The sequence below is a fragment of the Tenacibaculum sp. 1_MG-2023 genome (genome assembly GCF_030547425.1).
Lineage (GTDB): Bacteria > Bacteroidota > Bacteroidia > Flavobacteriales > Flavobacteriaceae > Polaribacter.
The window spans coordinates 19,030-38,910 of sequence record NZ_JAUORH010000018.1; the positions used below are offsets into that span (position 1 = coordinate 19,030).

Below are 19,881 nucleotides of genomic sequence, written 5' to 3' on the forward strand. Positions count from 1 at the left end.
AAGAAAAACTACTTTCTTTTAATTTCGCTTAAATATTCTGGAGTTAACCCTAAAAAACTAGCTAATAAATATTGAGGTACTCGTTGTACAAATTCAGGGAAGTCTTCTCTAAACCTAAAATACATTTCTTCTTTAGAGTAACTGTTAATATATTTTAAACGCATTAAAGCAGCTCCATAAGCTGTTTCGTATATGTTTCTAAAGTATTTTTCTAATAAAGGAAACTTATTTAATAACTCGTTATATTTTGAAAAGGAAATTGATAAAACCTCAGAACTTTCAATTGTTTCTATCGTAAAGTTAGCGTGTTTTTGGTTTTGAAAAGCTAAAAAGTCTGTTAGCCACCAATTCTCTAAAGCAAACTGTGTTGTTTTTTTATAGCCTAAATCATCAATAAAGTATAATTGCAAGCAACCTTTAGCAACAAAAAATAGTTTATCACATCGTTGGCTAGTAAATAGTAAGGTTTCTTTTTTCTTGTAGGATTGATGATCAAAAAATGTTACTATTTCAGATAGCTCTTCTTCGGAAAAAGAAGTGTAACCTTTAATATGTTCTGTTAAAATACTTTCGGCCATTTGTTAGTTTAGTATTGAAATGTAAAAATACTAACTTTATAATTAGTTCTTTTTAACTAAAAAAGAAAAGGCACCCTTGTTTAGGTGCCTTTTTATTAGTTATTTGAAAATTTTTTATCCCTTTATACTCTCAGGATTATAGCCTAAATAAGGTACTTCTTTTTCAACAAAATTAATTCCGTAATCTTCCAACTCTTTTAAAATTGGTTCGTACACCTCTTTATTAATAGGTAATTGTACACCAGGAGTGGTAATATCACCGTTTAAAATACGTACTGTAGCCATAGCTACAGGTAGTCCAACAGTTTTTGCCATTGCAGTGTAAGTTTGGTCATCACCTTTAATCACCATACTACTTTCAATTTGGTACTTGTCTTCTTTGTATTGATATCCAAAAATATGGTGCATTACAATCATATCTTTATCTTCAGCTTCAAGAGTCCAAGAATCCATTAATATTTTTTGTAAAATTTCAGCAGGAGTAGCATTTTTCAATCCTACTTTTTTATTTGGGTTGAATATGTCTAACTCTACAAATTTATCCCACATTAAATCATCTTGATCAATCTTTGTATACGAACGGAACTTTAATTCAACAGAATCGGAAGGAGAATATGCTAAGAAAAGATTTGTGAAATCACGATAGCTCATGTTTTCTGAGTCTTCAATAGTATAAGTGTCATCAGTCATTCCTAATTGAACAAATACGTTCCAAGCACGAGAAAATCCAACTTTACGAATTGTTCCTCTATACATGGTTTTAATATCTTCTAAACCATAAATACTTCTATATTTTAAAGAATCACGGTTAGCATACGCTTCAAATTTTCCACTACCATTAATGGTTAAAAATTCAGTTCTTCTAAATAATTTTTGGTATGGAATGTACTTGTAAGTTCCTTCTTGTATAAACATAGAAGCTCCACCTTGACCAGCTAATACCACATTTCTTGGGTTCCAAGTAAATTTATAATTCCATAAATTAGTATCACTTTCAGGAGCTACCAATCCACCACAAAAAGATTCAAATAACAACATTTTTCCACCCTGTTCCTTTATGCGGTCAATAACTTGCATAGCACTCATGTGATCGATTCCTGGATCCAGACCAATTTCGTTCATAAATACTAATCCTTTAGCTTTAGCTTCTTCATCTAAAGCTTTCATTTCATCAGAAATATATGAGGCGGTAACCATGTGCTTTCCGTAAGCAATACAATCTTTAGCTACTTCAATATGAAAACGAGCAGGTAACATTGAAATAACGATATCTGCTTTTTGAATTGCTTGTGAGCGTTCCTCAGCGTTAAAAACATCTAACTGTATTGCTGTAGCATTTGAATGATTGTTAACTTTAGATTGAGCGCTTTCTAATGAAACATCACCAATAGTTATATGTAGTTTTTCTTGTGAAGATTTATCTAATAAATATTTTATAAGTGAAGAGCTTGATCTACCAGCACCAATTATCAATATATTTCTCATTATAATGTATTTTTGTTATCAATAAATTTTGAGGCGACAATATCGCTAAAAAAGTTTAAATTTAAACAAAAACTGAGATAATGTATAAAAATTTAACAATAGCAGGGGTTTTAGGAGTAATTGCTGTTATTTTAGGAGCCTTCGGAGCTCACGCTTTAAAAACAAGATTAACACCAGAAGCTTTAGAGAGTTTTGAAACCGCTGTACGTTATCAGTTTTTTCATGTGCTATTATTACTTTTTGTAAACATGTTTACTGGATTTACTAACAAAGAAAAGAACAGGATTAGCTATTTTTTAATAGCTGGAATTTTATTGTTTTCAGGATCAATTTATCTAATTTACCTAGCGAATGTTCCAGCAAAAGCAATTTGGTTTATAACACCTTTAGGAGGAATACTATTAATCGTGGGCTGGAGTCTATTAATATATAGCTTTTTCAAAAAAGTTATTAAAGGTTAAAGTTGATAAAATCTTTATATGATTCACCTTTTTAATCAAAAAGAACTATTTTTGTCCAAAATTAAACACAACTAAAATCTTTTAAGATGACAAATCTTGATACGAAAACGATATCGTTAGATAACTTAGGCATAAAAGACGCTACGGTTCGTTATCAATTAACTTCAGACGAGTTACACGACATCACTATTGAAAAAGAACAAGGAGTAGAAACCAGTTTTGGAGCTTTGGCTGTTAAAACAGGTGAGTTCACAGGTCGTTCTCCAATGGATCGTTTTATCGTTAAAGACGATATAACTAAAGACCAAGTTTGGTGGGGAGATATTAACATTCCCTTCGATTCAGAAAAATTTGACAAGTTATACGATAAGGTAACTAATTATTTATCAAATAAAGAAGTGTTTGTGCGTGATAGTTATGCATGTGCAGACGAAGATTATAAGTTAAATATTAGAGTAGTAAACGAACACCCTTGGACTAACATGTTTGCACACAACATGTTTTTACGTCCTACAACAGAGGAGTTAAAGACTTTTTCGCCAGAATGGACAGTAGTAAATGCTCCAAATTTTATGGCTGATCCAGCAATAGACGGAACACGTCAACATAACTTTGCTATCTTAAACTTTACTAGAAAAATAGCATTAATTGGCGGTACAGGGTATACAGGAGAAATTAAAAAAGGAATTTTCTCTGCGTTAAACTTTATTTTACCAGTATTTAAAAACACCTTACCAATGCACTGCTCAGCAAACGTTGGTAAAGATGGAGATACTGCTATTTTCTTCGGATTATCAGGAACAGGTAAAACTACTTTATCTACCGATCCAAATCGTAGTTTAATTGGTGATGATGAGCATGGTTGGACTGCTGAAAACACAATTTTTAATTTTGAAGGTGGATGTTATGCAAAAGTAATCGACTTATCTCAAGAGAAAGAACCAGAAATTTACGGAGCGATTAAAAGAGGGGCGATTCTTGAAAATATCGTAATGGATGACAAAGGAAATGTAGATTTTGCTGATACATCAATTACACAAAATACACGTGTAAGTTATCCTATTTATCACATTGAAAATATTCAAACACCATCTAAAGGTGCAAATCCAAAGAATATCTTCTTCTTAACAGCAGATGCTTTTGGAGTATTGCCTCCAATCTCTAAATTAACACCAGGTCAAGCTGCATATCACTTTATTTCTGGGTACACAGCAAAAGTAGCAGGTACTGAGGCTGGAATTAATGAGCCATTACCAAGTTTTTCAGCTTGTTTTGGAGCTCCATTCATGCCATTACACCCAACACGTTACGCTGAAATGTTAAGCAAGAAAATGCAAGAAGCAGGAGTAAACGTTTGGTTAATTAACACCGGATGGACAGGAGGTGCTTACGGTACTGGTAGCAGAATGAAATTAAAGTACACTCGCGCTATGATTACTGAGGCTTTACAAGGTAATTTAGAAAACGTTGAATTTGTACAACACCCAATTTTTGGATTATCAATGCCAACTACTTGTGAAAATGTTCCTGATGAAGTGTTAAATCCAAAGCAAACATGGGCAGATAAAGATGCTTATGATGCAAAAGCTATGGAATTAGCAAATTCATTTAGAAAGAACTTTGCTCAGTTTGAAGAAATGGCAAGCGAGGAAATTATTAAAGGAGGACCAATAGCGTAACCTTTATAACATAAATACTAAGAAAGCATCCACTATGGATGCTTTTTTTGTGAAAAATACTCAGTATTTTAGCAATAAATAAATTTTAGCATGATTGTACAGGGAAATATAGTCGATATTCAAAACAAACGAATTTTTAAAGGAGAAGTTGAGGTTAAAGAAGGAAAGATTACACAAATTAGAGCAGTAGAACATACTGTAGAAAACTATATTTTACCCGGATTTATAGATGCGCATATTCATATAGAAAGCTCTATGTTAGTGCCATCAGAGTTTGCTAAAATAGCCGTAACACACGGTACGGTAGCAACAGTATCCGATCCGCATGAAATAGCCAATGTATTAGGTGTAAAAGGAGTAGATTTTATGATTGAAAACGGAAAAAAAGTTCCGTTAAAATTTAATTTTGGAGCGCCATCATGTGTACCAGCAACTTCTTTTGAAAGTGCAGGAGCTGTCATTGATTCAGAAGATATAAAAAAGATGATGGAGAATCCTGATATCAAGTATTTAGCAGAAATGATGAATTACCCAGGGGTTATTTATCAAGATGAAGAAGTGTTGCAAAAAATCGCTTGGGCAAAACATTACAACAAACCTGTAGATGGTCATGCACCTGGACTACGAGGAGAAGATTTAGATAAATATATAGCGGCAGGAATTTATACCGATCACGAATGCTTTACCTATGAAGAAGGATTGGAGAAGTTAGAAAAGGGGATGAAAGTTATTATCCGTGAAGGAAGTGCTGCAAAAAACTTTGAAGCATTAATCGATTTACTTCCTGAATATTATGAGAATATGATGTTCTGTTCCGATGATAAACATCCAGATGATTTGTTATTAGGACATATCAACCAATTATGTGAGCGTACAGTAGCGAAAGGAATAGATGTTTTTAAAGTGTTACAAGCTGCTTGTATCAATCCAGTTGAGCATTACAATTTAGATGTAGGAAGATTGAATGAAGGAGATACGGCTGATTTTATCGTAGTAAAAGACTTACAAAAATTTGAAGTGCTTCAAACATACATTAACGGTGAGTTAGTGGCTGAAAACGGAAAATCATTTGTACAGCATGTAGACTTTGAAGTGTTGAATAATTTTGAGAATGATAAAAAGAGTGTTGTTGATTTTGAGTTTCATTCAGCATCTGAAAAGATTCGAGTGATAGAAGCTCTAGATGGAGAATTAGTGACGAATGAAATAGAAGTAGATTCGTTAATAAAAGAAGGAAATTTAGTTTCTGATGTAGCAAACGATGTGCTAAAAATGACGGTAGTAAATCGTTATCAAAATGCAGAACCTTCGATTGCGTTTATCAAAAACTTCGGATTAAAAGAAGGAGCAATAGCGAGTTCTGTAGGACATGATTCTCATAATATTATTGCCGTTGGCGTATCGGATGAATTGATTTGTAAGGCGGTAAATTTATTGATTGAAAATAAAGGAGGAGTTTGCGCTGTAACATCTTCTGAAGAAAAAGTAGTTCCGCTTCCCGTTGCAGGAATCATGTCAGATAAACCAGCAGTTGAAATAGGAAAAGCCTATGCAGAATTGGATGCCATGGCAAAACAATTAGGTAGTAAATTACGAGCTCCGTATATGACCCTATCTTTTATGGCATTGTTAGTAATTCCATCCTTAAAACTATCAGACAAAGGCTTGTTTGATGGGAACACATTTAAATTTACTTCTTTAGAAGTTAAATAAACGAGAGTTTGAAGACAGAAAAAATTATATTAGGGATTGATCCAGGAACTTCTATCATGGGGTTCGGAATTATAAAGGTGGTAGGAAAAAAGATGGAATTTGTTCAGATGAATGAATTGCTCTTAAAAAAATATGACGATCATTATTTAAAACTCAAAATTATTTTTGAACGTACCATTGAATTGATTGACACTTATCATCCAGATGAAATAGCGTTGGAAGCTCCTTTTTATGGGAAGAATGTACAATCCATGTTGAAATTAGGACGCGCACAAGGAGTGGCTATGGCAGCAGGATTGTCAAGACAAATACCAGTAACGGAGTACGCACCTAAGAAAATAAAAATGGCAATTACAGGTAAAGGAACATCAAGTAAAGAACAAGTAGCGTTAATGCTAAAATCACTGTTGAACTTAAAGGAATTACCTAAAAATCTAGATGCTACTGATGGTTTAGCAGCTGCGGTATGTCATTTTTATAATTCAGGAACAGAAGTAGGAGGTAAGAACTATACAGGTTGGGCAGCGTTTGTAAAACAAAACCCGAAAAAAATTAGTTAATTATGAAAGAAGTTTTAGAGATTTTTTTGCAGAACCCAATTTTATTTTTGTTAGGTTTAGTTTTGATAGGAAGCTATTTCTTTTTCAAGAAAAAATTTGAAAACTTAGCAGATAAAGATGATATTTCTGATTTGACTAGAGAGGTGGAGAATGTAAAAAAAGAATTTAATGAAGATTTAGAAAAATTAAAAGTAAATTTAGAGATATTGAAGTCTCATAAAGTTAACCTAGTTAATGAAAAGAGAAAAACTATTTATGACTTTTGGAGCAGTATGAATTTGTTGACAGAGAAGTCTATAAATATATTTAACTATAATATTGATGATTTTGACAGTTACAACCATTTTAAAGGAGATATTAATAAATCATATGAGAACTTTACTTTAAATAGATATTCTTTTGAATTAAAACTTCATGAGTTTATAGATGAGGAGTTTAAGAGAATAATTGGAGACTTTTCTAAATTGATAATAAAAAAACATCTTTTACTTTATGAAATAGGTTTAGAAATAGTAGACTTTAAATTCAAACTAAAAAAAGATGAAGTTGAAATCAGTTATTATGATTCTATAGTAGATAAGTACTCGAAGTCTTCTAAAACCTACATGGATGAACTGTATCCAAAATTACAATTGATTAAAGAGAAATTAATTTTGATTACTGAAAGCTTACATAAATAATTTGGCAGGAATTTATCTACATATCCCATTTTGTAAGCAAGCATGTTATTATTGCGATTTTCACTTTTCTACTTCATTAAAAAAGAAAGAGGAGTTAGTTTCTTGCTTGGTGAAAGAGCTAGAATTGCGAAAGGAAGAGTTACAAAATGAAGAAATAGAAACGATTTATTTTGGAGGAGGAACACCGAGTTTATTGTCGGTTGAAGAATTAAGGTTGTTGATAGATACTATTTATCAGAACTATACCGTAGTATCAAATCTAGAAATTACCTTAGAAGCAAATCCAGATGATTTATCAGAAGAAAAAATAATTGAATTATCTGAAACCCCTGTTAATCGCTTAAGCATAGGAATACAATCTTTTTTTGAAGAAGATTTACAATTGATGAATCGAGCTCATAATGCACAAGAAGCAAAAAACTGCTTGTCTGTCGCGACACGCTACTTTGATAATATTACTATTGATTTGATTTACGGAGTTCCGAATATGAGTAATGAACGTTGGAGAGAAAATTTGCAAATAGCTTTTGATTTCGAGATCAATCATATTTCATCGTATGCGCTAACAGTAGAGCCTAAAACAGCGTTAGATTCGTTTATCAAGCAAGGAAAATATCCTGATGTTGACGAAACGGTAGCTAAAGAACATTTTGATATTTTGGTAGCAGAAACCACTAAAAACGGATTTGTACATTACGAAATTTCCAATTTTGGAAAACCTAATTATTTTTCAAAGCACAATACTAGTTATTGGTTAGGAAAAAAATATATAGGAATTGGTCCTTCTGCACATTCGTTCAATAAAACACATCGTAGTTGGAATGTCGCCAACAATGCAAAATATATCAAAGCAATTCAAGAAGGAAAACTCCCTTTGGAGCAAGAGAAACTCACTAAGAAAGATCAGTTTAATGAATATTTAATGACAGGATTAAGAACCATTTGGGGAGTGTCGCTAGAGAAAATTGAGGAAGATTTCGGGGAAGAATTTAGAAAAAATCTCCTTAAAAATGCAGAGAAGTTTATCAATCAAGGTTTGTTAGTTGTCACTTCGAGTAATTTTGGTAAGAATCAAAATTGTATCGAGAAGTTGAAAACTACATCAAAAGGAAAGTTCTTAGCAGATGGATTGGCTAGTGAGTTATTCATAATTTAGGTATATTTGAGTATGATCGCAACAATTGAATACAACTCAAGAAAGTACAAAATAGATTTATCAAAACCACTAGACATTTCAATAGCTATTGATACCTCAAAAGAAAATGTAAATGCCTGGTATTTAGATGACCCTAAAATTTTCCCTGTTTCTGATGGGAATTGGATTGGAAGTGTACAACAAGGAGCTGATGTAAATTTTAATAACATACAATTTAATCCGCACTCACATATTACACATACCGAATGCGTGGGGCATATAACAGAAGAAGTTTATTCAGTAAACAAAGAACTATCAAAATTTTTCTTTTTAGCAGAAGTAGTGACTATCGCTCCAGAACAGTTAAAAAATAAGGACTTTGTAATTTCAAAAAAACAATTACAAAATGTTCTAGGAAATAAAAAGCGTGATGCAATAGTCATCAGAACCTTACCAAACCTGTCAGACAAAAAGTCGATGCGTTATTCAAATACAAATCCAACCTATCTGTTAGAAGAAGGCGCTATATACTTAAAAGAAAAAGGAATAGAACATTTACTAATTGATTTGCCGTCGGTGGACAAAGAAAAAGACGGAGGAAAATTATTAGCACATAATGCCTTTTGGAATACGCAAGGAATAACTAGAATGCAGGCAACCATTACGGAATTTATATATGTGCCCAATAAAATAAAAGATGGAACTTACTTTTTAAATCTAATGGTAGCGCCATTTGAAAACGATGCAACACCTAGTAAACCTACACTTTACGAAATTATTTAAAAATTTTTATGTTAGTGTATTCGTTTTTTTACTAGTTTTACACTTCAATCTAGAAATAATAATGACAATTTTTAATACATATAAGCAATGTAAATCGACTGTGGTAAGACACAGAAACGATCGGGCGATGTATGTATTATAACTATGTGTATATAAAATATAATGATTACAAAAAGTCCGACTGAAAAGTCGGACTTTTTACTTTTATAACTAATAACAACAACTAAACTATAAACATATGAAAAAACTCTACTTTAATTATTTAAACACCTTTAAAGGGCTTTCTAGCGAGGTTTGGTGGCTCGCTTTAATAACTTTAATAAACAGGGCAGGTACAATGGTAATTCCGTTTATGTCTTTGTATTTAAGAGAAAGTTTACATTTTACTTTAAACGATGTAGGTTGGATTATGACTTGCTTTGGATTAGGGTCTGTTGGAGGATCTTGGTTGGGAGGAAAATTAGCAGATAAAATAGGTTTTTACAAGGTGATGAAAACCAGTTTGTTTTTAACAGGATTACTCTTTGTAGCCTTACAGTTTGTAGATACTTTCTGGGGATTTTGTATTGGTATCTTTTTGGTGATGCTAGTAGCAGATACTTTTAGACCCGCTATGTTTGTAGCCTTAAATACTTATAGTAAACCAGAAAATAAAACACGTTCAGTAACCTTAATCCGTCTGGCAATTAACTTGGGTTTTTCTGCAGGGCCTGCTGTTGGAGGATTAATAATTACTTCATTAGGATATAGCGGATTGTTTTGGATAGATGGGGTTACTTGTGTTTTAGCAACTATATTATTAGTAAATGTGTTACATCCTAAAAAAGCAAGAGTATTAGATGAAATAAAGATAGAAAATCCAGAGTCGATTTTTTCAGATAAGGCTTTTTGGGTGTTTTTTGTAGGAATGTTTGTGTTCGGGTTTATTTTCTTACAATATTTCTCTACCATGCCACTGTATTATAAAGATATACATCATTTGACAGAGTTAGAAATAGGATTGTTAATGGGGATGAACGGATTTTTCATTTTCCTATTAGAAATGCCGCTCATTACTTGGTTAGAAAAAAGTAAGTATACTAAAGAGTTCTTAATGTTTCTTGGGCTATTACTAACAGGATTAAGTTTTGTAGTAATTAACTTAACCGGTTGGGTAGGAATTTTAATTGTAGGAATGTTACTGATGACAATAGGAGAGATGATCGCATTTCCTTTTTCAAATGCCTTTGTGATGGAGCGAGCAAAAAAAGGAAATCAAGGAGAATACATGGCATATTATAGTATTGCATTTTCTATGTCACACATATTTGGACATAATTCGGGAATGCAATTAATTGATAATATTGGATTTGATAATACATGGAACTTTATGATTGTATTATCAGGAGTTGGAGTGTTATTTTTATTTATGTTAATACGAATTGTAAAAAGAGAAAAAGTAATAGCATGGACTTAAACCAAGTAACAATTCCGTCTATAGATGTAAATCAATCTGTTGTATTTTATAAAAAACTAGGCTTGCATCTTATTGTAGATGCAAGCCCTAGATATGTTCGGTTTGAAGTGCCTGATGGAGAAGCAACTTTTTCAATTCACCAAGTAGAAAAGATGCCTAAAGTAGAGGGTATTACGTTGTATTTTGAAGATGAAAATTTAGATGAATTAGTAGAAAAACTACAAGAAAAAGGAATTCAATTTACTCAGTTACCTAAAAATCAAACATGGTTATGGAGAGAAGCCCACTTGTTAGATCCAGATGGTAATAAATTAATTCTGTTTAAAGCAGGAGAGCATAGAAAAAATCCGCCTTGGCGAATCAAATAAGAAATAGAAGTTTTTATCTTTGAATATTTTAATTAAGAAAATAAACGATGAATATACAAGACGCACAAAAACAAGTAGACGATTGGATTAAAAATCATGGAGTACGTTACTTTAACGAGTTAACAAATATGGCGCAACTAACTGAAGAAGTTGGAGAAGTAGCTCGAATTATTGCGCGTCGTTATGGAGAGCAAAGTGAGAAAGAAAGTGATAAAAACAAAGATTTAGGAGAAGAATTAGCAGATGTAATGTTCGTAGTGTTGTGTTTAGCAAACCAAACAGGAGTAAACTTACAAGAAGCTTTTGATAAGAAGTTAGATATTAAAACGAAACGAGATCACGATCGTCATCATAATAATGAAAAACTGAAATAAATGAGTCTCATAAAAAATATACAAAAAGGAAGTTTTTGGATTAATGTTTTAAAAGTAGGAACCCCATTTTTAGTAATCGTAGCTGTTTTTTCTCTATTCTTTAAAACAGGGGGAGCTATTTTTTCAGGAGACTTTGAAACTGTATACAATGTACACTTCGCAAATAAACAATGGATTCGCTTTTGGCTAAGTAAAATTGTAATTGCACTTATTTATAGTATATACATTGTAAATAAAAAAACGAAATAGTTTTTTATGGATTTAAGACTAAAAACTGAAGAATTTAATTCAGGTACTCATATAACCATTTCAGGTTCAAAAAGTGAATCGAATAGATTGTTGATTTTACAACAATTATATTCAGGTTTACAAATTGAAAATTTGTCAGATTCTGACGATACACACCATTTACAAGGAGCGTTAACCTCTGATAATATAGTTGCAGATATTGGACATGCAGGAACTGCGATGCGCTTTTTAACTGCTTTTTTTGCAACACAAGAAGGCGTTACAAAAATATTGCAAGGATCAGACCGCATGCACAATCGACCGATTGAAATTTTGGTTAATGCGCTTCGCGATTTAGGAGCATCTATAGATTATGTAGAAAAAGAAGGATACCCTCCGCTTAAAATATCGGGAAGAAAACTAACAAAAGAGAAAGTTTCAATTAATGGAAATGTAAGTAGTCAATATATTTCAGCATTACTATTAATTGCTCCAAGCTTAGAAAAAGGATTGGAAATTGAATTGGTCGGAAAAATTACGTCGGTTCCCTATATTAATATGACTTTACAATTATTAGCTCAATTAAAAATTGAAGCTGAGTTTAAAGGACAAGCCATTAAAATTAAGCCAAAACCAACTGTAAAAAAGCAAGTGATTGTTGTAGAGTCAGATTGGAGTTCCGCTTCCTATTTTTATTCAATTGTTGCATTAAGTAAAATTGGTTCTTCGGTAAAACTTTCAGCGTATAAAAAAGATAGTTTACAAGGAGATAGTTGTCTGTCAGAAATATATAAGCATTTTGGTGTAGCCACAACTTTTGAAGAAAACTCAATTCTTTTAACAAAAGAGAGAGAGCATAATTCAGCAGCACTTAATCAAGACTTAAAAAATGCCCCAGATATTGCACAAACTATTGCAGTCACATGCTTCGGATTAGGGGTTGCTTGTGATTTATCAGGATTACATACGTTAAAAATTAAAGAAACTGATCGATTAGAAGCGCTACGCGAAGAGTTGGCAAAACTAGGAGCAGAAATTTCAGTTACTAATGAAAGCTTACACTTAAAAACATCTTCAAAAATTAAAGAAAATATTCAAATAGCAACTTATAATGATCATCGAATGGCAATGGCATTTGCACCGTTAGCCTTAAAAGTTCCTATAGAAATTTTAGAAGCTGAAGTAGTAACTAAATCCTATAGAAGTTTTTGGAAAGATATGCTTTGTGTAGGAATTGAGAATGTTACCATAAAATAATACGACAATCACTTGACAACGCCTATGTTGAAATTGTATATTTGCCACCGTTAAGAAAATTTTACAAATGAAATTATCAAATTTTAGTTTTGAATTGCCACCAGAATTATTGGCAGAGTATCCTTCAGAGCACAGAGATGAAGCACGTTTAATGGTATTACATCGCGATACCCAAAAAATCGAACATAAATTGTTTAAAGATTTAATCAATTATTTTGATGAGGGAGATGTAATGATGTTAAATAATACGAAGGTTTTTCCTGCTCGCATGTTCGGGAATAAGGAGAAGACAGGAGCTCGTATTGAAGTGTTCTTACTACGCGAATTAAATGCTGAAAATCGTTTGTGGGATGTATTAGTAGACCCAGCAAGAAAGATAAGAATAGGAAACAAATTATTTTTTGGAGAAGATGAAAGTTTAGTAGCTGAAGTTATAGATAATACAACTTCACGTGGAAGAACTTTACGATTCTTATTTGACGGTCCTTACGAAGAATTTAGAAAGAAATTAATCGAATTAGGAGAAACTCCGTTACCAAAATATATTAAAAGAGAGGTAGAACCAGAAGATGAAGATCGTTACCAAACTATTTTTGCAAAGCATGAAGGTGCAGTAGCAGCTCCAACAGCAGGACTACATTTCTCTAAACACTTAATGAAGCGTTTAGAAATTAAAGGAGTAGATTTTGCTGAAACTACATTACATGTAGGTTTAGGTACTTTTAATCCAGTTGAGGTTGAAGATTTATCAAAGCACAAGATGGATTCAGAGCAGATTGTTATTCCTCAAGCTAGTGCAGATATGGTAAATAATGCAATAACAAAGAAAAAAAGAGTATGTGCAGTAGGTACTACGGTGATGAGAACAATTGAGTCATCAGTATCTTCAAGTAATGAATTAAATGCTTATGAAGGATGGACAAATAAGTTCATTTTTCCTCCATATGATTTTAGTATTGCTAACTGCATGGTAACTAATTTTCATACACCAAAATCAACGTTGTTGATGATGGTTTCTGCATTTGCAGGGCATGATTTTATGATGGAAGCATACCAAGAAGCAATTAAAGAAAAATATAAATTTTACTCGTATGGAGATGCGATGTTAATTTTATAAAATAGTTTTTTAAACCAAAAACAAAACCTCACAAGTTACTTGTGAGGTTTTGTGTATTTTTGTACCTGATGATAGTAAAGAAGAAAGACATACGCGCATTAACTAAAGAGCAGCTCCGTAATTTTTTTGTTGAAAATGGAGATAAAGCTTTTCGTGGTAATCAAGTATACGAATGGTTATGGCATAAAGCTGCCCATTCTTTTGACGATATGACGAGTCTGTCTAAGGCTACGCGAAAAATGTTAGATGAAAACTTCGTAATTAATCATATTGAAGTTGATACAATGCAGCGTAGTAATGATGGTACCATAAAAAATGCGATTAAGCTCCATGATGGGTTAATTGTGGAGTCAGTTTTAATTCCTACTGAAAAACGTACCACTGCTTGTGTGTCTAGTCAAGTAGGTTGTAGTTTAGATTGTAAGTTTTGCGCAACAGCTCGTTTAAAACGTATGCGTAATTTAAATGCAGATGAAATCTACGATCAAGTTGTGGCAATTGATAAGCAAAGTAGACTATATCATAATCATAAACTTTCAAATATTGTTTTTATGGGGATGGGAGAGCCTTTAATGAATTATAACAATGTAATTAAAGCTATTGATAAAATAACTTCAGAAGAAGGTTTAGGAATGGCTGCTCGTAGAATTACAGTATCAACTTCAGGCGTGCCTAAGATTATTAAAAAAATGGCAGATGACGAAGTTCGTTTTAATTTAGCAGTATCGCTACATTCTGCTATTGATGAGGTTCGAACATCTATAATGCCTTTTAATGCTACTTTTCCTTTAAAAGATTTAAAAGAAGCTCTGGAGTATTGGTACGAAAAGACCAATCGAAAAATAACTTATGAGTATGTTGTTTGGAATGGAATTAATGATCGAAAAGAAGATATTGATGCGTTGGTTCGATTCTGTAGTTATGTTCCTTGTAAAGTCAATTTAATTGAATATAACCCAATAGATGATGGAGAGTTTCAGCAAGCTTCAGATAGGGCTTTAAATAATTATATTTCCAATCTTGAAATGAATGATATTGTGGTAAATGTACGTCGTTCTCGCGGAAAAGATATTGATGCTGCTTGTGGGCAGTTAGCTAATAAATCCTAGGTTTACATAAACAGAAAAACGATAAGAAAAGAGACTAGCATTAAACTTAAGTCGATAATAGCTTTGTAAAGTTTTAGTTTTTTTGAGAAAGCTAATACGGTTATATCTAATATTCCTAAGAAAAATATAGAAGGAAGACCTAAAAAAGTGTACGGTAAAATAACAGGATTCCCTAAACAAGAACGTTGATTACTGTCAGAAATATAAATACCAAACAATATAAAACAGGTACAGATTATAATAAAAATAACCCCTCTTGTTTTTAAATGTTTCATATTTTGTTTTTAATCAAAAGTAAACATTTTTTATTCTTATTTTTGTTTACTATATGAAGCCAGTAGAGCAAATAAAACTTCCGATTGCTAAAGAAATGGAACTCTTTGAAACTAAGTTCAAAGACTCGATGTTGTCTAAAGTTCCATTATTAAACAGAATTACTTATTATATCGTTCGTAGAAAGGGAAAACAAATGCGACCAATGTTTGTGTTTTTAGTCGCAAAAATGGTTTCTAATGGCGGTTTTGATGAACGTACATATCGTGGAGCATCTGTGGTAGAGCTAATTCATACGGCAACCTTGGTACATGATGATGTGGTTGATGACAGTAACCGCCGTAGAGGTTTTTTCTCAATCAATGCACTTTGGAAAAATAAAATAGCTGTTCTTGTAGGTGATTACTTACTTTCAAAAGGGTTATTACTCTCTATAGATAATGAAGATTTCGATTTGTTAAAGTTGATTTCCATCGCTGTACGAGAAATGAGTGAAGGAGAGTTATTGCAAATCGAAAAAGCTCGTAAACTTGATATTACCGAAGAAATTTATTTTGAAATTATCCGCCAAAAAACAGCTACGTTAATTGCAGCTTGTTGTGGTATTGGTGCTGCATCAGTTGGAGCGAATAATAAAACAGTGCAACAGATGCGAAAGTTCGGCGAATACATAGGTATTGCTTTTCAAATTAAGGATGATTTATTTGATTATACTGAAGATAAAATAGGAAAGCCAACAGGAATTGATATCAAAGAGCAAAAAATGACGCTTCCGTTGATTTATACGCTGAATAACTGTTCAAAAAAAGAAAAATCGTGGTTAATTAACTCCGTAAAAAAACATAATACAAATAAAAAGCGTGTAAAAGAAGTAATTGCTTTTGTAAAACAAAACGGAGGTTTAGAATATACGACTGCTAAAATGCATGATTATAAAAATAAGGCATTAGCTATTCTGAATAATTACCCTGATTCGGAATATAAAAGCTCTTTACTTCAAATGATTGATTATGTTGTAGAGCGTAAGATTTAAAGGGAAGGATTATTGCTTTTAATTTCCCATATTTCTAAGCTTATGTAGTCTTTAAGTTTATTTAAACTTATACATAGGTTATTAATAAAGCAATCATACATTTCAATGTTGTTTAAAGGGTCTTCTTTTAAAAAGTAGCCTTCGGGTAAATTTTCATTAATAGAGTTGTAGAATAAATCAAAGTGTTTTAAATCGAATAAATATTTAATTCGAGTAATCTTTTCATGTTGAAACCAAAGAAAACAATTTGAATTGAATTTTTTTCCAAAAATATAAACTTCAGAAAGTTTTTGACTTTTGTACAGCTTGCCCATATGAGAGTTTACTTCAATGAATTTCAAATCTATTGAACAATCTTCAAAAGGTATACCTAGAGTGTATGGAAGTTTATTAATGAACATTTTACTAGTTGTTTAAAAATTAGTCTAAATTCCAAAATACATCATTCATAGTATCTGGATTAGTAGTTCCAGAAGCTTGTTCTAGCCAATCATCTTTATAAGAGTTATCCATAAAATTAGGGTTGTTATATTTGAGACTATCTTTACTATCCCATCTAGATTTCAACTCCTTTTCTATGTTTTTATACCATTTTTTTAGATTATAAATGAAATTACCATAATCATAAAAATATTTTAAGTAATTAAAATTTTCTGGAAACTTTTTGTTAGGGAATTTATATTGAAAATATTCAAACTCATTATAATCTAGTAGTAATGACTCAGTTTTATTTATTTCTTCTTTATAAATAGTATTTATGTAGTTTTTTATATAAGGGAGCTTAATGAAATCTTCATGATCTAAGTCAAACCACTCAAAATGAAAATACAACCAGTTTATATAGTTAATATCTTGTTTCATAAGTGAACTAACACTTTTATTGGGGTGTTTTTTAAAACCTTCCGGTAGTATTTCTTTTGAAAAGTTTTTAATATTTATTTCATTTTTCGATTTATTCTCTAGCTCCTCAAGTGATATTTTCTTTCTTTTAATTTCTGAAATTAAAAAACTGATCTCTATATAACAAGTCAATTGATAGTCATTATTGTTTGTTAAATCAATTTTTGAATCTATTATAAAAGAATTAGATAAATATTCAAGAATTTCATCTTTTAAAAGTTTAGAATCTTTGTAAAAGTGTGATAGGTTTTTAACTTGCTTTATTTTAAAACTTAGGTCTATTTTACTTTGAGATTCTTCATCAAAATTTAGTGTTATTTTATCTTTCCAATATTCATTTTCCTTGATAGATTTAATGTCTGTTTCAAAATCCAAAAAGAGTAAAGCAATTTTCATTAATAAACTTTTAAATTTTATAAATATACTAAAACTATTAAAGTATTAATCATGCTTAATTAAAAAGTGAAAAACCTCGAGACATGTCTCGAGGTTTTTAAATATTTAGGTGTCGAATTTCTCGACTACATCATTCCTGGCATTCCACCACCCATTGGAGGCATTCCACCACCTGCAGGAGCATCTTCTTTAATATCAACTAAAGCACACTCAGTAGTTAAGATCATTCCAGCAACAGAAGCAGCGTTTTCTAAAGCTACACGAGTTACTTTCTTAGGATCAATAATACCAGCCTCTAACATATCTACATATTGTTCAGATTTAGCATCATATCCAAAGTCTTTTTTGCCTTCTAATACCTTGTTAATTACAACAGAACCTTCACCACCAGCATTTTCAACAATCGTACGTAATGGAGATTCAATAGCTCTATTCACAATTTGAATACCTGTAGTTTCGTCTAAGTTCTCTGTAGTAATTGCTTCTAGCACTTTTTTAGCGCGTACCAAAGCAACACCACCACCAGCAACAATTCCTTCCTCTACAGCAGCTCTTGTAGCGTGTAAAGCATCATCAACACGGTCTTTCTTTTCTTTCATTTCTACTTCAGAAGCAGCACCAACATATAATACAGCAACTCCACCTGCTAATTTAGCTAAACGCTCTTGTAATTTTTCACGATCGTAATCAGAAGTCGTAGATTCAATTTGCGCTTTAATTTGGTTTACACGAGCTTTAATTTGTGTTTGCTCACCAGAACCATTAACAATAGTTGTATTGTCTTTATCAATAGTTACAGTTTCAGCAGTACCTAATAAATCTAAGGTTGCATTTTCTAAAGAGAAGCCTCTTTCTTCTGAAATTACAGTACCACCAGTTAAAATAGCGATGTCTTCTAACATTGCTTTTCTACGGTCACCAAACCCAGGAGCTTTTACAGCAGCAATTTTTAATCCACCACGTAATTTGTTAACAACTAAAGTAGCTAATGCTTGTCCGTCAACATCTTCAGCAATAATTAATAAAGGCTTTCCTGATTGTGCAACAGGCTCTAAAATTGGAAGGATTTCTTGTAAATTAGAAATCTTTTTATCAAATAATAAGATATATGGATTGTCTAAATCAGCAATCATTTTATCAGCATCTGTTACAAAGTATGGCGATAAATACCCACGATCAAACTGCATTCCTTCAACAACGTCAACATAAGTATCCATTCCTTTGGCTTCTTCTACAGTAATAACACCTTCTTTACCAACTTTACCAAAAGCAGTAGCAATTAAATCGCCAATAACTTGATCATTATTAGCAGAGATAGAGGCTACTTGTTGTATTTTTTCTGAAGAATCACCAACTTCTTTTGATTGTTTTGTTAAGTCTTCGGTAATAGCAGCAACAGCTTTATCAATACCGCGTTTTAAATCCATTGGATTAGCACCAGCAGCAACGTTTTTTAATCCTTCTTTTACAATTGCTTGTGCTAATACAGTAGCAGTTGTAGTACCATCACCAGCTAAATCGTTAGTTTTAGAAGCTACTTCTTTAACCATTTGAGCTCCCATGTTTTCTAACTCATCTTCTAACTCTACTTCTTTAGCCACAGTAACACCATCTTTGGTTACGTGAGGAGCTCCGAATGATTTAGAAATAATAACGTTACGTCCTTTAGGTCCTAAAGTTACTTTTACTGCATTTGCTAATGCATCTACACCACGCTTTAATCCGTCGCGAGCGTCTACATCAAATTTTATATCTTTTGCCATGTTTGTTGTTTTTAGCTTATAGCTATTAGCACTTGGGTGCTAGCTAAAAATTATTAATTTATTAAAGTTGTATCTAAAGGCTAAAAGCCAATAGCTGGAATCGATTTTTAGATAATAGCGAAGATGTCGCTTTCTCTCATAATTAAATAATCTTTTCCTTCTAATTTAAGTTCAGTACCAGCGTACTTTCCGTATAAAACAGTGTCACCAACTTTTACAGTTAAAGGTTCATCTTTTGTTCCGTTTCCTACGGCAACTACAGTACCTTTTTGTGGTTTTTCCTTTGCGTTGTCAGGGATGATAATTCCTGATGCTGTAGTAGTTTCTGCTGCAGCTGGTTCAACAAGAACTCTGTCTGCTAAAGGTTTAATGTTTAATCCCATTTTATATATTTTTGATTAAATTAATTTTTACTGGTTAAGTTTTGTCAGAAATTATGCCATTAGATTTTTGCTGACATTTTTTCTAACAGATTAGATTTATAAATAAAAAAAATGCCAACGTGTCATTTACGTTGGCATTTCATATTGTAT

The 19,881-nt window shown here is 32.0% G+C and carries 22 protein-coding genes; 15 read left to right on the forward strand and 7 right to left on the reverse strand.

What is annotated here, in order from left to right:
* Window positions 1–8: 8 nt before the first annotated feature.
* A complete protein-coding gene (locus Q4517_RS12165) occupies window positions 9–578 on the reverse strand; it encodes a Crp/Fnr family transcriptional regulator (protein ID WP_303509770.1) in 570 nt (189 codons plus the stop codon).
* A 114-nt stretch (window positions 579–692) separates the two neighbouring features.
* Entirely contained in the window at window positions 693–2,063 is a 1,371-nt protein-coding gene (locus tag Q4517_RS12170) for a saccharopine dehydrogenase family protein (protein WP_303509773.1), read from the reverse strand.
* Between the two features lie 80 nt (window positions 2,064–2,143).
* Between Q4517_RS12170 and Q4517_RS12175 the strand changes: the two genes are divergently transcribed.
* The 14 genes from Q4517_RS12175 (at window position 2,144) to rlmN (ending at window position 14,983) form a co-directional block, all read left to right on the forward strand.
* Window positions 2,144–2,524, forward strand: a complete 381-nt coding sequence (locus Q4517_RS12175) for a DUF423 domain-containing protein (RefSeq protein WP_303509774.1) — start codon at window positions 2,144–2,146, stop codon at window positions 2,522–2,524.
* Window positions 2,525–2,610: 86 nt separating this feature from the next.
* Window positions 2,611–4,203: a phosphoenolpyruvate carboxykinase (ATP) gene (gene pckA, locus Q4517_RS12180; protein WP_303509777.1), complete on the forward strand. Its 1,593-nt coding sequence runs from the start codon at window positions 2,611–2,613 to the stop codon at window positions 4,201–4,203.
* A gap of 90 nt (window positions 4,204–4,293) precedes the next feature.
* Window positions 4,294–5,916, forward strand: a complete 1,623-nt coding sequence (gene ade / locus Q4517_RS12185) for an adenine deaminase (protein ID WP_303509779.1) — start codon at window positions 4,294–4,296, stop codon at window positions 5,914–5,916.
* An 8-nt stretch (window positions 5,917–5,924) separates the two neighbouring features.
* Window positions 5,925–6,476: a crossover junction endodeoxyribonuclease RuvC gene (ruvC, locus tag Q4517_RS12190; RefSeq protein ID WP_303509782.1), complete on the forward strand. Its 552-nt coding sequence runs from the start codon at window positions 5,925–5,927 to the stop codon at window positions 6,474–6,476.
* Between the two features lie 2 nt (window positions 6,477–6,478).
* Entirely contained in the window at window positions 6,479–7,156 is a 678-nt protein-coding gene (locus tag Q4517_RS12195) for a hypothetical protein (protein WP_274639157.1), read from the forward strand.
* A gap of 1 nt (window position 7,157) precedes the next feature.
* Window positions 7,158–8,312, forward strand: a complete 1,155-nt coding sequence (hemW, locus tag Q4517_RS12200) for a radical SAM family heme chaperone HemW (protein WP_303509792.1) — start codon at window positions 7,158–7,160, stop codon at window positions 8,310–8,312.
* A 12-nt stretch (window positions 8,313–8,324) separates the two neighbouring features.
* Entirely contained in the window at window positions 8,325–9,074 is a 750-nt protein-coding gene (locus Q4517_RS12205; protein WP_303509794.1) for a cyclase family protein, read from the forward strand.
* Window positions 9,075–9,312: 238 nt separating this feature from the next.
* The gene (locus Q4517_RS12210) at window positions 9,313–10,530 is read left to right on the forward strand and encodes an MFS transporter (RefSeq protein WP_303509796.1); all 1,218 of its coding nucleotides are present in this window, start codon (window positions 9,313–9,315) and stop codon (window positions 10,528–10,530) included.
* Window positions 10,521–10,898, forward strand: coding sequence for a VOC family protein (locus Q4517_RS12215; RefSeq protein ID WP_303509799.1), 378 nt, complete (start codon window positions 10,521–10,523; stop codon window positions 10,896–10,898). Before Q4517_RS12210 ends, Q4517_RS12215 begins: the two co-directional genes overlap by 10 nt.
* Before the next feature lie 47 nt (window positions 10,899–10,945).
* Window positions 10,946–11,272: a nucleotide pyrophosphohydrolase gene (locus Q4517_RS12220; RefSeq protein WP_086031186.1), complete on the forward strand. Its 327-nt coding sequence runs from the start codon at window positions 10,946–10,948 to the stop codon at window positions 11,270–11,272.
* On the forward strand, window positions 11,273–11,521 hold the full coding sequence (locus tag Q4517_RS12225) for a hypothetical protein (protein ID WP_303509806.1): 249 nt from the start codon (window positions 11,273–11,275) through the stop codon (window positions 11,519–11,521).
* Window positions 11,522–11,527: 6 nt separating this feature from the next.
* A complete protein-coding gene (locus tag Q4517_RS12230) occupies window positions 11,528–12,757 on the forward strand; it encodes a 3-phosphoshikimate 1-carboxyvinyltransferase (protein ID WP_303509808.1) in 1,230 nt (409 codons plus the stop codon).
* A 67-nt stretch (window positions 12,758–12,824) separates the two neighbouring features.
* Complete coding sequence (gene queA, locus Q4517_RS12235; RefSeq protein ID WP_303509811.1) at window positions 12,825–13,874, forward strand: tRNA preQ1(34) S-adenosylmethionine ribosyltransferase-isomerase QueA; 1,050 nt, start codon at window positions 12,825–12,827, stop codon at window positions 13,872–13,874.
* Between the two features lie 68 nt (window positions 13,875–13,942).
* Window positions 13,943–14,983, forward strand: coding sequence for a 23S rRNA (adenine(2503)-C(2))-methyltransferase RlmN (gene rlmN, locus Q4517_RS12240; RefSeq protein ID WP_303509814.1), 1,041 nt, complete (start codon window positions 13,943–13,945; stop codon window positions 14,981–14,983).
* A gap of 2 nt (window positions 14,984–14,985) precedes the next feature.
* On the opposite strand, the gene Q4517_RS12245 is transcribed toward rlmN, so the two are convergent.
* Window positions 14,986–15,258, reverse strand: a complete 273-nt coding sequence (locus Q4517_RS12245; protein WP_303509817.1) for a hypothetical protein — start codon at window positions 15,256–15,258, stop codon at window positions 14,986–14,988.
* A 53-nt stretch (window positions 15,259–15,311) separates the two neighbouring features.
* Between Q4517_RS12245 and Q4517_RS12250 the strand changes: the two genes are divergently transcribed.
* On the forward strand, window positions 15,312–16,289 hold the full coding sequence (locus tag Q4517_RS12250) for a polyprenyl synthetase family protein (RefSeq protein ID WP_303509822.1): 978 nt from the start codon (window positions 15,312–15,314) through the stop codon (window positions 16,287–16,289).
* Here the strand turns inward: Q4517_RS12250 and Q4517_RS12255 are convergent.
* The 4 genes from Q4517_RS12255 to groES all read right to left on the reverse strand — a co-directional run bounded on the left by Q4517_RS12255 (window position 16,286) and on the right by groES (window position 19,731).
* The gene (locus tag Q4517_RS12255) at window positions 16,286–16,690 is read right to left on the reverse strand and encodes a hypothetical protein (protein WP_303509824.1); all 405 of its coding nucleotides are present in this window, start codon (window positions 16,688–16,690) and stop codon (window positions 16,286–16,288) included. The genes Q4517_RS12250 and Q4517_RS12255 overlap by 4 nt on opposite strands.
* 19 nt (window positions 16,691–16,709) lie before the next feature.
* Complete coding sequence (locus tag Q4517_RS12260; protein ID WP_303509826.1) at window positions 16,710–17,585, reverse strand: hypothetical protein; 876 nt, start codon at window positions 17,583–17,585, stop codon at window positions 16,710–16,712.
* Between the two features lie 125 nt (window positions 17,586–17,710).
* A complete protein-coding gene (gene groL / locus Q4517_RS12265; RefSeq protein ID WP_303509830.1) occupies window positions 17,711–19,348 on the reverse strand; it encodes a chaperonin GroEL in 1,638 nt (545 codons plus the stop codon).
* Between the two features lie 107 nt (window positions 19,349–19,455).
* Complete coding sequence (groES, locus tag Q4517_RS12270; protein WP_047788560.1) at window positions 19,456–19,731, reverse strand: co-chaperone GroES; 276 nt, start codon at window positions 19,729–19,731, stop codon at window positions 19,456–19,458.
* Window positions 19,732–19,881 lie beyond the last annotated feature (150 nt).

Bases quoted from the DNA above. Each gene is read 5' to 3' on its own strand.
- Q4517_RS12260 (WP_303509826.1), bottom strand. From the start codon at position 17,585: ATGAAAATTGCTTTACTCTTTTTGGATTTTGAAACAGACATTAAATCT.
- Q4517_RS12165 (WP_303509770.1), bottom strand. From the start codon at position 578: ATGGCCGAAAGTATTTTAACAGAACATATTAAAGGTTACACTTCTTTT.
- Q4517_RS12225 (WP_303509806.1), top strand. From the start codon at position 11,273: ATGAGTCTCATAAAAAATATACAAAAAGGAAGTTTTTGGATTAATGTT.
- groES (WP_047788560.1), bottom strand. From the start codon at position 19,731: ATGGGATTAAACATTAAACCTTTAGCAGACAGAGTTCTTGTTGAACCA.
- Q4517_RS12230 (WP_303509808.1), top strand. From the start codon at position 11,528: ATGGATTTAAGACTAAAAACTGAAGAATTTAATTCAGGTACTCATATA.
- ade (WP_303509779.1), top strand. From the start codon at position 4,294: ATGATTGTACAGGGAAATATAGTCGATATTCAAAACAAACGAATTTTT.
- Q4517_RS12250 (WP_303509822.1), top strand. From the start codon at position 15,312: ATGAAGCCAGTAGAGCAAATAAAACTTCCGATTGCTAAAGAAATGGAA.
- queA (WP_303509811.1), top strand. From the start codon at position 12,825: ATGAAATTATCAAATTTTAGTTTTGAATTGCCACCAGAATTATTGGCA.
- rlmN (WP_303509814.1), top strand. From the start codon at position 13,943: ATGATAGTAAAGAAGAAAGACATACGCGCATTAACTAAAGAGCAGCTC.
- Q4517_RS12205 (WP_303509794.1), top strand. From the start codon at position 8,325: ATGATCGCAACAATTGAATACAACTCAAGAAAGTACAAAATAGATTTA.
- pckA (WP_303509777.1), top strand. From the start codon at position 2,611: ATGACAAATCTTGATACGAAAACGATATCGTTAGATAACTTAGGCATA.
- Q4517_RS12245 (WP_303509817.1), bottom strand. From the start codon at position 15,258: ATGAAACATTTAAAAACAAGAGGGGTTATTTTTATTATAATCTGTACC.
- Q4517_RS12210 (WP_303509796.1), top strand. From the start codon at position 9,313: ATGAAAAAACTCTACTTTAATTATTTAAACACCTTTAAAGGGCTTTCT.
- Q4517_RS12255 (WP_303509824.1), bottom strand. From the start codon at position 16,690: ATGTTCATTAATAAACTTCCATACACTCTAGGTATACCTTTTGAAGAT.
- Q4517_RS12220 (WP_086031186.1), top strand. From the start codon at position 10,946: ATGAATATACAAGACGCACAAAAACAAGTAGACGATTGGATTAAAAAT.
- Q4517_RS12175 (WP_303509774.1), top strand. From the start codon at position 2,144: ATGTATAAAAATTTAACAATAGCAGGGGTTTTAGGAGTAATTGCTGTT.
- Q4517_RS12170 (WP_303509773.1), bottom strand. From the start codon at position 2,063: ATGAGAAATATATTGATAATTGGTGCTGGTAGATCAAGCTCTTCACTT.
- Q4517_RS12195 (WP_274639157.1), top strand. From the start codon at position 6,479: ATGAAAGAAGTTTTAGAGATTTTTTTGCAGAACCCAATTTTATTTTTG.
- Q4517_RS12215 (WP_303509799.1), top strand. From the start codon at position 10,521: ATGGACTTAAACCAAGTAACAATTCCGTCTATAGATGTAAATCAATCT.
- groL (WP_303509830.1), bottom strand. From the start codon at position 19,348: ATGGCAAAAGATATAAAATTTGATGTAGACGCTCGCGACGGATTAAAG.